Origin of the sequence: Proteiniclasticum sp. C24MP (assembly GCF_043951855.1) — a bacterium.
In the GTDB taxonomy this organism is placed as follows: Bacteria; Bacillota; Clostridia; order Clostridiales; family Clostridiaceae; genus Proteiniclasticum.
The window spans coordinates 29,295-41,855 of record NZ_JBINJW010000012.1; the positions used below are offsets into that span (position 1 = coordinate 29,295).

At 43.3% G+C, this 12,561-nt stretch carries 11 protein-coding genes; 3 read left to right on the plus strand and 8 right to left on the minus strand.

The genetic code is table 11. The features are described 5' to 3' along the window. Nucleotides 1–189 precede the first annotated feature (189 nt). A complete protein-coding gene (locus ACHAL6_RS09530) occupies nt 190–858 on the plus strand; it encodes a Crp/Fnr family transcriptional regulator (RefSeq protein WP_395270362.1) in 669 nt (222 codons plus the stop codon). A gap of 185 nt (nt 859–1,043) precedes the next feature. Here ACHAL6_RS09530 and rho read toward each other — a convergent pair whose 3' ends face one another. The 3 genes from rho to ACHAL6_RS09545 all read right to left on the minus strand — a co-directional run bounded on the left by rho (nt 1,044) and on the right by ACHAL6_RS09545 (nt 5,026). Then, nucleotides 1,044–2,549, minus strand: a complete 1,506-nt coding sequence (rho, locus tag ACHAL6_RS09535; protein ID WP_395270364.1) for a transcription termination factor Rho — start codon at nt 2,547–2,549, stop codon at nt 1,044–1,046. Between the two features lie 303 nt (nt 2,550–2,852). Next, nucleotides 2,853–4,454 carry a CTP synthase gene (locus tag ACHAL6_RS09540; RefSeq protein ID WP_395270366.1) on the minus strand — a complete coding sequence of 534 codons (1,602 nt, stop codon included), beginning with the start codon at nt 4,452–4,454 and terminating at the stop codon, nt 2,853–2,855. 164 nt (nt 4,455–4,618) lie between these two features. Next, nucleotides 4,619–5,026 carry a DUF1934 domain-containing protein gene (locus ACHAL6_RS09545; protein ID WP_395270367.1) on the minus strand — a complete coding sequence of 136 codons (408 nt, stop codon included), beginning with the start codon at nt 5,024–5,026 and terminating at the stop codon, nt 4,619–4,621. A gap of 210 nt (nt 5,027–5,236) precedes the next feature. Here ACHAL6_RS09545 and ACHAL6_RS09550 point away from each other — a divergent pair, with 210 nt between their 5' ends. Then, nucleotides 5,237–6,388, plus strand: a complete 1,152-nt coding sequence (locus ACHAL6_RS09550; RefSeq protein WP_395270368.1) for a glycosyltransferase — start codon at nt 5,237–5,239, stop codon at nt 6,386–6,388. A gap of 99 nt (nt 6,389–6,487) precedes the next feature. On the opposite strand, the gene ispE is transcribed toward ACHAL6_RS09550, so the two are convergent. From ispE to ACHAL6_RS09570, 4 genes are all read right to left on the minus strand, one after another. Next, nucleotides 6,488–7,330: a 4-(cytidine 5'-diphospho)-2-C-methyl-D-erythritol kinase gene (gene ispE, locus ACHAL6_RS09555; protein ID WP_395270428.1), complete on the minus strand. Its 843-nt coding sequence runs from the start codon at nt 7,328–7,330 to the stop codon at nt 6,488–6,490. Nucleotides 7,331–7,431: 101 nt separating this feature from the next. Beyond that, nucleotides 7,432–7,668, minus strand: a complete 237-nt coding sequence (locus ACHAL6_RS09560) for a Veg family protein (RefSeq protein ID WP_395270370.1) — start codon at nt 7,666–7,668, stop codon at nt 7,432–7,434. Nucleotides 7,669–7,862: 194 nt separating this feature from the next. Next, nucleotides 7,863–8,417, minus strand: a complete 555-nt coding sequence (locus tag ACHAL6_RS09565) for a Gx transporter family protein (protein WP_395270430.1) — start codon at nt 8,415–8,417, stop codon at nt 7,863–7,865. Further along, on the minus strand, nt 8,410–8,823 hold the full coding sequence (locus tag ACHAL6_RS09570) for a NusG domain II-containing protein (protein ID WP_395270372.1): 414 nt from the start codon (nt 8,821–8,823) through the stop codon (nt 8,410–8,412). Before ACHAL6_RS09570 ends, ACHAL6_RS09565 begins: the two co-directional genes overlap by 8 nt. Nucleotides 8,824–9,022: 199 nt before the next feature. Here ACHAL6_RS09570 and ACHAL6_RS09575 point away from each other — a divergent pair, with 199 nt between their 5' ends. After that, nucleotides 9,023–9,484 (plus strand): FMN-binding protein, encoded by a 462-nt coding sequence (locus ACHAL6_RS09575; RefSeq protein ID WP_395270373.1) that lies wholly within the window; start codon nt 9,023–9,025, stop codon nt 9,482–9,484. 37 nt (nt 9,485–9,521) lie between these two features. Here the strand turns inward: ACHAL6_RS09575 and ACHAL6_RS09580 are convergent, their stop codons facing one another. Further along, nucleotides 9,522–12,452, minus strand: coding sequence for a penicillin-binding transpeptidase domain-containing protein (locus tag ACHAL6_RS09580; RefSeq protein ID WP_395270375.1), 2,931 nt, complete (start codon nt 12,450–12,452; stop codon nt 9,522–9,524). Nucleotides 12,453–12,561 lie beyond the last annotated feature (109 nt).

Genomic DNA, 12,561 nt, shown 5'->3' on the forward strand with positions numbered 1-12,561 from the left:
TCTGAGTTGTTTACTAGGATTACGAAATTGATTATAATAGAACAGGAAAGTAAAAACTGTAACATCTGTTACACTTTTGATAATATTTAGGTTTTTGCCGATCATTTTTTTAAGAGCTCTGAATTCAGCTGATAGAAGATGAAAACCGGCTTGCGGTCCAACCAATAAAGTAGAATAAGAGGTAAATTAATGGAAATCAACATGACGAACTTAATGAAAAACTCCATGTTTAACAATATGAGCGAAGAAGAAATCAGAACCATCCTTGATCTTAGCAGCTGCACCCAGGAGACCTACGAAAAGGATTCCCTGGTCATTGAAGAAAACGAAGACTGTGACACCATCGGATTTGTACTGGAAGGAATCCTTACCATTCAGCAGTATGGATTAAGCGGTGATGCACTTACCATAAACGTCTTCAGGCATGGAGACTGCTTTGGAGCACCCCTGCTGTTCACATCAAAGGCAAAATACCCTTTCACCCTGGTCACTTCCACAAAGAGCACCGTACTCTTTATTCCTTTTGCCCAGATGAGAACCATGCTTGAAAAAAGCCAGACCTTCAACACCAATTACCTGACCTTTCTGTCCAATCACATTTTCATACTGAAGAACAAAATCAAGATCCTTGCCCATAACGACGTGCGCTCCAGACTCATGATCTATCTCTCTCGAGAGATTGAAACCGCAGGAAGCACCACCTTCAGAATGCGGCACAAGAAAATACAGATCAGTGAAATCATAAAAGTCGCCAGACCCTCTGTATCCCGTGAGTTGTCCAATATGGAGCGGGATGGACTTATCCGAATTGAAGGGAATGAGATTGAAATTCTAGCCCCGGAAGAATTTGTGCTTTGAATTACGATCTGCTTTCTGTATGCAATGAAGTAGATGCTCTTTCATACAATATGTGGTTATATCGACACTTATTCAGTACATTATGTTGATTTCATCCTTGTACGTGAATAAAATCCTGAAATACAAGAAAGACTTTGCGCCTGCTCCTTCCAGAGAATGCACAAAGTCTTTCTTCTTTAATACCCTTATTTAAACAGCTTGCTGTTTTTCAGCACTTCAATGAATTCGTCATTGTTTTCAGACTGACTCATCATCTTGATCAGATCTTCCGTAACACGATCTGCACTTCCACCAGAATTCATCTGTCTTCTGATATTCATCGTCATCTCGTATTCATCCTCACTCAGTAGCGCTTTCTCTTTTCTGGTTCCGGATTTATAGATGTCTATCGCCGGGAATATTCTTCTTTCCTGAAGTCTACGATCCAGGTGGATTTCCATATTGCCCGTACCCTTGAACTCTTCAAAGATCATGTCATCCATTCTCGAACCCGTATCCACTAGTGCTGTTGCAAGGATCGTCAGGCTTCCACCCTCTTCGATGTTTCTTGCCGCTCCGAAAAACTTCTTCGGCATAATCAGCGCCGCTGGATCCAGACCGCCCGACAGGGTTCTGCCGGAAGGATTCACCGTCAGGTTGTAGGCTCTGGCCAGTCTTGTGATGGAATCCATCAGTATGAGCACATCCTGTTTCTGCTCCACCATTCTTTTGGCACGTTCCAGAACCATTCTCGCAACCTTTGTATGATGGTCCGGTTCCTCATCAAAGGTTGAATAGATCACTTCTCCATCAATGCTTCTCTGCATGTCCGTCACTTCTTCAGGACGCTCATCAATGAGGAGCACAATGATTTTGATATCAGGACTGTTCTTCGCGATATTCTGCGCAATCTTTTTCAGTATGGTTGTCTTACCAGCCTTTGGAGGCGCTACAATCAGACCTCTCTGCCCTTTTCCCATGGGTGCCATGAGATCGATGATTCTCGTGGACAGATCGTTTTCGGAAGGCACCTCCATCCTGATTCTTTCATCAGGATAGATCGGTGTAAGTCGATCAAAGTAGGGTCTTCCAATGGATTTCTCCGGATTCTCCCCATTGATTTTTTCAATGTAGTTGAGACCGGCAAATTTCTCGCCTTCTCTTGGATATCTGGCATACCCGATGACTTCATCCCCGGTTCTCAGATCAAATCTTCTGATCTGCGGTGGCGAAACATATATATCATCAGGACTCGTCAGATAATTTTCTCCTCTTAGAAAACCGAAGTTGTTCATGTCCAGAATTTCGAATACTCCTTTACAGTCGAACTCATTGGAGTACTTGATTCTCCTTCCATCATTGCGTCCGGATGTGACCGCTTCCCTCTCTTTAGGAGTTTCATCCTTCTTTGATGAAGTATCCTCACCACTTTCCGCATCAGGCTTTTCCTGATGCTTGCTGGATACTTCCTCCTCTTGCGGTTTCTTGTATTCCTTCTCTCCATCGGCAGCCCTTACCAGCTGCTCTTTTCCGCTTTCTGTTTTCTGTTCTTGATCTTCTGTCATATCCTTCGTTTTCAGGACCTCATCCAAAATGGAAATCAGCTCCGCCTTACGATACTTCATGTAACTCTTCACCTGATGTTCTTTCGCAAGGGTTCTAAGCTCGTCAAGTTTGAGCTTTGACAGCTCCTTAATTTGTTCATTGGCCATATGTACAGCTCCTTTTCCGGGTTTTCTTATTCATTATTGTTCACTAATACACCATTCCTTATACTTCATGACAGCAATGGGTGTTATATTGATCATCTGTTGGATTTTCTGGGATTAAAAAGAATGAATCTCTATAGATTATAGTAGAATGCAGCGCAGAAATTTCATATCATAAATTGAAATCATCTTATATCAAAAAATGAGAATTGTAAAGCTCAGGGGAATCTGAACCGCCTCTCTGTATATGCAAAGAAAGCAGTATCCGATAAAAGATACTGCCGTTTATAAAAAAGATAAGATATTCTATTTTGCCATGGACGCCTTTATGAAATCCTTGAATAGCGGATGAGGATCCGTTGGTCTGCTCTTCAGTTCTGGATGGAACTGTGTAGCGACAAACCATCTATGCTCCGGTATTTCAATGATTTCAGCCAGATTCTTGTCCGGGTTTCTGCCTGTGAACTGCATACCGTTCTCTTCAAAGCTCTTGATGTAATCATTATTGAACTCATATCGATGGCGATGTCTTTCGAAAATGGTTTTCCTGCCATAGGCTTTCTCAGCATGGGAACCCTGTACAAGTTCCGCTTCATAAAGGCCCAGCCTCATGGTGCCGCCCAGTTCGTCTATTCCTCTTTGTTCCTTCATGAGGTCTATGACAGGATGAGCGGTATCCTGATCAAACTCACTGCTGTTTGCATCTTCATGCCCAAGGACATTTCTTGCAAATTCAATCACTGCCGTCTGCATACCCAGACAGATTCCAAGAAAGGGAACATTCCTGGTTCTGGCATATTCAATGGCGAGGATTTTCCCTTCGATTCCTCTGGTTCCGAAGCCACCTGGCACCAGAATACCATCCGCTTTCTCAAGTCTATCCACAACATTTTCTCTTGTCAGATCCATGGCATTGATCCAGCTGACTTCAACTTCTGCTCCATTATAAAGACCGCCATGGGAAAGCGCTTCCACCACTGACAGATAGGCATCATGAAGTTCCACATATTTTCCAACAAGAGCAATGGTCACTTTCTTGTCCAGATGCTTCATCCGATATACCATATCCTCCCACTGAGTGTTGTCAGCTTTACCACATTGAAGATGGAGCTTTTCACAGGCCAGTGCATCAAGCCCCTCTTTCTCAAGAAGAAGAGGAATATCGTAGAGGATATCCGCATCAAGGTTCTGTATGACGGCTCTGGATTCCACATTGCAGAACAGCCCGATTTTGTTCTTCAGCTCCGAAGACAGCGGCTTTTCTGAACGACATACGATGATATCAGGCTGAATTCCTATGCTTCTCAGTTCTTTCACACTATGCTGTGTGGGCTTCGTCTTCAGCTCTCCGGCTTTTCCGAGGAATGGTACCAGGGTCACATGAATAAACAGCACATTCTCCTCACCTACATCATATTTGATCTGTCTGATTGCTTCAAGAAATGGCAGAGACTCAATGTCTCCCACCGTTCCACCGATTTCCGTGATGATCACGTCCACATCCTGATTGTGTGATGCGCTGAAGATCTTTCCTTTGATTTCATTGGTGATGTGTGGAATGACCTGGACGGTACCACCTAAATATTCCCCTTTTCTCTCCTTGCTGATCACATTCCAGTAGATTCTGCCTGTGGTGACATTACTGTCCTGAGATAAATTTTCATCGATGAATCTTTCATAATGTCCGAGATCCAGATCCGTTTCCGCACCATCATCGGTTACGAACACTTCACCATGCTGATACGGACTCATGGTTCCCGGATCCACATTGAGATAAGGGTCGAATTTCTGAAGCGTCACTTTCAGCCCTCTGTTTTTAAGCAGCCTTCCAAGTGACGCTGCTGTGATTCCTTTTCCTAAGGACGAGACTACTCCACCAGTGACAAAAATGTACTTTGTGTTTTTCATAAAAATTCCTCCCAGAACTATTGACAAGTATTTTGTGTTTGGTATAATAGGAATTACCCCATTAAATAAAATGGGATTAGTGTTTGGTAAATTAAATACAAAAATAATGATAGCATAGTTTGATTCATACTGCTACCATTATTTTTGTATTTAGTTGCCTTTTTTTAATTTCTTATGATTTTAATGGTCATCTCATTTCTGTCGCCTTTGTCACCGGCAATCTCCAAGCGATACCTGATATATATATCAATCTGATTCTCCCCGCGCCCTACATTGAGTTCATCCGTTTCCAGAGACATGGACATGGCTCCCTCATTCGTTCTGTAGACAAAGTTGTCTCTGTATTTTTCCTTGAAAATCATTTTGGATCTGATATTTCCGGTTCTGATGATTTCTATATGATTCTCATTTATGATGAGAACAGTCTTAACCCCTTCCATACCCGTCAGCACGCTTTCATCATAGGCTACATGGGTCTGGTTTTCTCTTTCCATGAGGCTTCCGAGATAAACAACCTCTATGGGCTCCTCATTATGCCTGTTATTTCTTACTTCAATCTTCACTTTTTCCATTTTGCACCTCTGTATCCAAGTCTTCATCAATAATTTAAGATTCCCTGCCAGAAAACTTAACAACTCTTTAATATTTATATTATAAACTAAAATAGATTTCTATTCAGTAAAATCTATTAGTGGAGCCGATTTGACTATTTATGGTTTCCTATTGAGAAATACTGAAATTCAGGCAATAATAGTATTAATAAGAATTATGAGGTGCAACGCATGAAAGCATTAATTCTGTCAGTATCGACAGGTGGCGGGCATGGAAAGGCAGCTGAAGCAATCAAAGAATCTATCCTCTTGAACGAACCCGATTCTGAGGTTAAGATCATTGATACCATAAAATACATCAGCCCGTTTCTGGATAAGCTCGTGGTAGGAACCTACCTGAGAAGCATTCGCCATTATCCGTCTTTTTTTAAATATCTCTATAAACACTCAGATGAAGATGGTCGCTTCATAAAATCTTCGACCATAGGAAATGATTATATCACCAAGCAGCTTTATCCTACGATCATGGAATTCGAACCGGACATCATTTTCGCTACACACGCTTTTACCGCTCAGGTATTGTCGATCCTCCGGAAGAAATTCGGATGGCAGAAACCATCCCTTGTAGTGATGACTGATTACGCTTCCCACGCATTCTGGGTCCACAGAAACGTAGACGCTTATGTGGTATCCAATGATGATATGGTTCGGGAACTGGTATTAAGAGGCCGGAACGCTGAAATGATTTTCCCATATGGAATTCCTGTATCTCAGGATTTCCTGAAAAGCCGACCAAGAAACGAAATCTGTCAGGAACTGGATATCAGTTCAGATAAAAAAACGCTTACCATCGTCGGTGGCAGTCTCGGCATCGGAAACATCGAAGAGATCATCGAAGAAATCCTGAACATCCCATCAGATTTTCAGGCTCTTGTATTAACTGGCAGCAACAATAAACTCTATGACAAGGTCATGGAGCTCAGCGAAGACTGTGACAGATGCATCCTTCCCCTTCATTACTGTGATAACATGAATGATATCCTGAGTATAACAGATCTGCTCATCACAAAGCCTGGAGGTCTCACCATCACAGAAAGCTTCATCACAGGCACTCCCATGGCGATCTACACCGCAATCCCAGGCCATGAAGTGCAGAATGCGGATTATCTTTTCAGACATCGCCTGGCTGTGGATCTTGGCACCGGGGAAAACTGCGGCAGAATCATTGAGAATATACTCCTGAATGAGGTAGAGCTGGAAAATCTGAAACATCGTTCCAGATCCAACGGAAAACCGGATGCGGCTCAGAACATCTATAAACTGGCTCGAAGGCTCATAAGCGAAAAAAGCGACAGTCACCTGGGAGAACTCATGGAACTGTAGCATTCAAAAAAGCAAAAAAACATAGCTTACATACATGAAAAACAAGGGAGTGGCGCAGATGCACCACTCCCTTGTTTTTCATGTTTCAAGAAGCCGAAATCAAATCGTTCTTGTAAGAATGACTTCATTGTTATTTCTGTTCAATACTTTTGCAGCATTTTCAGCATCACTCACATCACTGAAGATCCCGTAGATTGTAGGACCACTTCCACTCATGAGCGTCACGGCAGATCCGTTCCGATTCAGCATCTGCTTGATGCTTTTAAGAATGGGATATCTGCGAAGGACCACATTTTCCAGCAGATTTCTGGAATAATAGTTCACACCGTTTAAATCGCCATCCTCCATCGCTTTCATGAGCTTTTTTGTGTCCACATGCTTATTGATCCGATCAAGTTCAAATGAACCGTATGCGTCTTTTGTCGATACACCAAAGGAAGGTTTCACCAGTAAGACCGAATAGCCACTGAAGGGCTTCAACGGTGTTACAATTTCTCCGATCCCTTCACAAAGACAGGTCCCGCCGACAATGCAGTAAGGTACGTCTGCTCCAAGCTTCAGACCCACCTCCATAAGCTCTTCCGTAGACATCTGAAGATTGAAGAGGACATTCATCCCTTTCAGCACCGCTGCAGCATCAGCACTGCCTCCAGCGAGCCCTGCGGCTACCGGAATCCTTTTTGTGATATCGATGCTGACACCTCTTTCAATTCCCTTCGTGTCCATGAGAAGCTTCGCAGCTTTATAGGCGATATTTCGCTCATCAACCGGTACATACCCCTTGTTGCATGTAAGAACAATCCCTTCTTCAGTTTCTTCTATGATGACATCATCATGAAGGTCCACATTCTGCATGACCATCTCCAGGAGATGATACCCATCTTCCCTTTTTCCCACAATATCCAAAGAAAGATTGATTTTGGCAAATGCCTTAACTAACACCTGAACACCTACTTTATTTTTATTCATTCTTCATTATGACAAATATCATCAGATATTTCCACAAAAAAATAAAGTACCGGAATACCGGTACCATGTACATACTAATTCTTGTATGAAAGTGTCACTGTTTTCGTCAGCACATCGGAGTAGCTGAAACTGACGCACCCCTTCGCTTCGTTATCAAGTCTTACAACGAAAATACTTGGATATACATTTTCAATGGTTCCTGTACTTTCGTACATTTTCCGTCTACCCACATTAGCTTTGAGTTTCACATCTCTACCTACGTTTTTTTCGATTTCGTTCTTAATATCTGTAATACTGTTGTAATATTCCATCAAAACACCTTCTTCCAAATATCATTATACAGGGTTTCGACATCGATGTCAAATTGTTAACTTTTAATATTATCACCAGAATAAGCCCTTGTCAATAGTTAACAAAAAATTAATTTTATTTTTCTCTTCCATAAAAAAAGCATGAAACATCCGTCTATTAAAGCGGGTGTTCCATGCAGTATTAATGAAGTGAATCACTGTTTTCTGATGAATATCTCTTCTTCTTTCAGCCGACTGATCTTATTCACCGCTTTGATCTTACTCATATGCCCTATGATGTAATTTGCAGTGATTCCGATAAAGATTCCCGTACCAATACCGATGAAGGTGAGTACCGGTAAATACATCATAACAGTCCAGTTTCTAACGATGTAGGATGCCACCAGAAGCTGGCCGATATTATGACTGACTGCTCCAGCTCCACTTACTCCAATGATACTCACTTTATCTTTCAGCAGATTCTTGATGAATGTCATGGACAGCAGACTGAGTAGCCCTCCGCTTAAACTGAAGAGGAAGGAAGATAGCGTGCCACCGAACATGGTGGCCAATGCGACTCTCATCACCACTACCACCACTGTGGACTTAAAGCCTAATATATAAAGGGAGATGATGGTGAAGATATTCGCCAGCCCAAGCTTCGCGCCAGGAATTCCTATGGGTACAGGAATCATCCCTTCTATCACATGGAGCACCAGAGCCTGCGCGACAATCAGAGAGATGAAGATCATTTTTGTCGTCTTATTCATGGTGGTCACTTGCCCATCCTGTGATAATGTCTTCATCATCTGCATCCGGTTTCTCTCCTTTGACTTCTATCACGATTCTGTTGGGCAGGCAGACGATGGTCTCCCCAGGTCTGCTGATGTATTCCGGAGAATAGCAGATCTTGTCCGGGCAGTCCGCTTCGTACATCCCGACTTTCTCATCTATGATTTCTACAATATTCACACCTAAATCAGTTTCTATCATTATTTCTTCTCTCCCTGTATGTCCAGTCAGTTGTCTGGTTTCATACAGTTCGCCCTGTACTTTGATTTCCACATAGTACCCACCCGAATTCGCTCGAGCCTGCAGCGTGAAAATCAAGGCAGGTATAAAAGAAGCTATAACAAAGAGACTGATGATGATAACGTCCCATTTTTTCACTTTCATTTATCCGTACTCCCTCTTCTGATAAATAATCACTGTTCCCAAATAGTAATTATAGCAGATTACCCTTAAGAATTGAATGCTTTCACCTGAAGTTTGATAAATTCATAACTAATTTCCTCCACTGATATTAAATTGCATAAAACCAAAAAGTGGGTTATTATGAATGCAGAATAAAATTCAACTTGAGGAGGAATGCGATATGAGAAAACCAATCCGACTTATCATTGCTTCCATGATCCTATTCAGCATCCTTACCGGCTGCCAGAACACCGCAGAGAAGCCATTGCAGGATGGCACCTATTCCGTTACCTTCAACAGACCCGATTCCACCAGCTGGAAAGCTTTCATGACACTGGAGATTCTTGAAGGAGAAATCACTTCAGTCAACTATGACTATGAAGGAACCGGAGAAAATCTGGGGAAACTGAAATCGGAAGATGTCGCCTACAACGAAGCGATGTTTGCCACAAAAGGCACCAACCCCGTCCTTTATCTGAAGGAACTTGAGAACGCGCTTCTGCTTCACCAGGATCCAGACAAGGTGGATACGGTCTCAGGAGCCACCACTTCTTCCAGAGACTTCAGAACATTTTCCTCTGCAGTGCTGGAAGCTGCCAGAGAAGGCAATGAAGAGCCGATAATATTGGAACAGCCCGAATAGAAAAAGTATGCACATGATGTTGTGCATACTTTTCATTTTATGGCGTATTTTCTTCCTCGGATTCTTCATCCACGCTCTCTTCTTCATTCGACGGAGTCTCTTCACCCGGTTCCACATAATTCATGGTCGGCTCCGGTGAATCATAGTCAAACTGCCGCTGATAATCAGGAAACTCCGCTTCAAGCTGGTCCTCAAAATACTCTTCCAGAACCGCAAGAGAAATCGGAGCCACAAAAGAACCTCTGGTCACATCATAAACGATGGCCGCTACGACAATTTCAGGATTCTCGATGGGCGCTACTGCGGTATACACACCAAAGGCAGCACGACCGAATTCTTCCTGATTGGTCTTCCATGTTGCCGTACCCGTCTTTCCTCCGCTTTCAATGGGGAAACCCCTGAAGACGCTATAGGCACCACCACCTGGTTTGGTGGAATCATTGAGTCCTTTCAGCAGTGCATCTACAGTGGATTTCGTGATTCCTGTCTCTTCCAGAACGACCGGTTCGTTCTCCTGGATGATGTTTCCTTCTGCGTCAAGAATTCTGCTCACAAGATTGGTCTTATATCGGGTTCCTCCATTGGCGATGGCTGCCAGTGCATTGGTCACCTGCAGCAGTGTCACCTGATTGTCCCCCTGTCCCAGAGAGGAGTTCAGCACGTTTCTCGGGCTGATGATTTCCGTAGACATATCAAAGACGATCAGGTTCGCCAGCTCTTCTGCATACCGCTTCGCCGTTTCCAGTCCAGCCGCCTCTTCTTCGGGCAGCAGCAGGATGTATTCCTGAATCACTGTGGTCAAGGTTTCAATGACTTCATTGAAATCCTTTCTGATATAACTGTTGGCTTCCTCCAGACTGATGTCCAGACTTTCCCGGATTTTCACCTTGATGTTCTCTTTCGCTTTTTCGATTGTTTCTATTTCCGAATTGTCGATGCCGATATCCAGCGGTGTGAATGTTGGACCGTAGTCACTTGTCCTGGATCGTCCCGCTTTAAGAAATTCCACCACATCGAACATGAAGAGCTTTTTGGTCAGTTCCACTTTGCTGTAATGATTATATACGTTACCATAGATGCTCTCTCTTATTTCAATTCCTGTGGTGCTGTGTAGAGGCTCCTTGGGGTCATGCCCCAGTCCGAGTTTCCACGCCCACTCCGCCAGGGCATTGAGCCCCTTCGCCTGATAGAGTCGATAACCCACATCAGAGAAATACACATTGGAGGATTTGGCTATGGCTTTGGCCAGATCCGTATTCCCATAAGAGCCGCCCCCTTCATTGGTGATGGGTGTGCCCGTCTTGTCATTGGAAAAGGAACCCGTATCTCTGATGATGGTGTTTGCGGTGATGACCCCTTCCTCGAGCGCCGCCAGTCCTGTCACAATCTTGAAGGTGGATCCGGACGGAACCAGCCCTTGTGTGGCGTAATTGAACAGTGGTTTCGCATAAAGATCGTAAGTGTCTACAAGTTTTCCTTCATCGTTGGTTCTGAACAGATCATCCACTGTGGCAGGTCTTGTGACATTGGACCCTTCTTCCACGGGAACCCTGATATTCTTCTCACTGATCAGCTCTTCCGCGAAGGCCTTATAATCCGGTGTGAAAATTTCCTTGTATATTTCACTGGTAAGCCTGCCCGGTACAGCGAAAATATTCGGATCATAACTGGGATAGCTGGCCATGGCAAGAACATTCCCCGTATTGATATCGAGCGCAATGACCGCTCCTCTCGTAGCATTGGAAGAATCCTGGTAGTATCCTGCGATGGCATGTTTCGTGTCTTCTTCCGAGTATTTGATGATGATGTCCTTCAGCGCCTGTTCTGCTGTATGCTGCAGATCAAGGTCCAGCGTCAGCTGAACAGTACTTCCCGGATAGGTCTCCAGTTCAAAGAGCTCGCTCACGGTTCTTCCGTTTTTATCCACTTCTACCGTACTTACGCCCTTACTGCCTTTCAGTCTGCTTTCATAGGCAGATTCGATTCCTGAAATACCAATGTAATCTTTTGAAATATCATACCCTCTTTCCAGATAATAATCTCTATGCTCTGCGGGTATCGGATTCAGATATCCAAGCAGGTGGGATGCCATAGTCTGATAGGGATAGAATCTGATGGGATTTGTTTCCACATCGATACCCGGAAGAAAGCTGAGCTGCTGCAGAAAAGTGAAAGCACTTTCTTCCTTCATATTACTGACCAGGGTTACAGCCTTGGAGCCCGAATAACTCTCCATGCGGATACTGTCTCTGATCAGAAGATAGGATCTTATGGTGTCCCAGTCGAAGACTTTCAGAAGCTCCTCATGGATCTCTCTTCCGTCTTTTACTGCAAACTCCTTCTTTTCCTCCGGTGTCGGTTCAAGGGCTTCATATAAATTATAGAACTTGATCAGATAGTAATAGGTCTCTTCCGGTGTAAAAGCCAGAATCAGTTCATCCAGCTCATTTGTTTCACTCTCATTGAGATCAGCGATCTTATTCTTCCCTGTTTTCTCTCTCATAATCGAATTAAAGAGATAATCATTGATTCCTCTATCCTTTTTCCATCTGAGTTCTGTTTTCATGATGAAATCGGGATCTTCGGAACTGAATTCGAATCGGAAAGGATCTGTCTTGAGATTGAACGTATCGTTGATTTCCTGCCCGGACTTTTCAAGAAGCGCCACCACTTTATCGATGGTGGTATAGATTTCCTTTCTGGATTCCGTTGTATCCACATAAATCAGGTTATAGCTCTGAAGTGATGTGGCCAGCACATTCCCCTTCGCATCTATGATTTCTCCCCTTGGCGCAGCATTATCTATATTCTTTATGAATTCCACATTTGCACGCGCAAAGTACTCATCTCCGTGAATCACCTGCAGATTGAACATTTCATTCACCAGCAGTGAAAAAACCAGAATCATTATGAGCAGAAGCCCTGTATATCGATTAAATTTTTTCTTCTTATTATTTCGCAAGTTCATTTCATCACCCTTAATATTATTCTTTTCTATTATACAGCATATCCCCTTATGGAATATGAGGAAAATGGTCTAATTTTCACCTATATACCATACAAGATAGTTCTTAAGA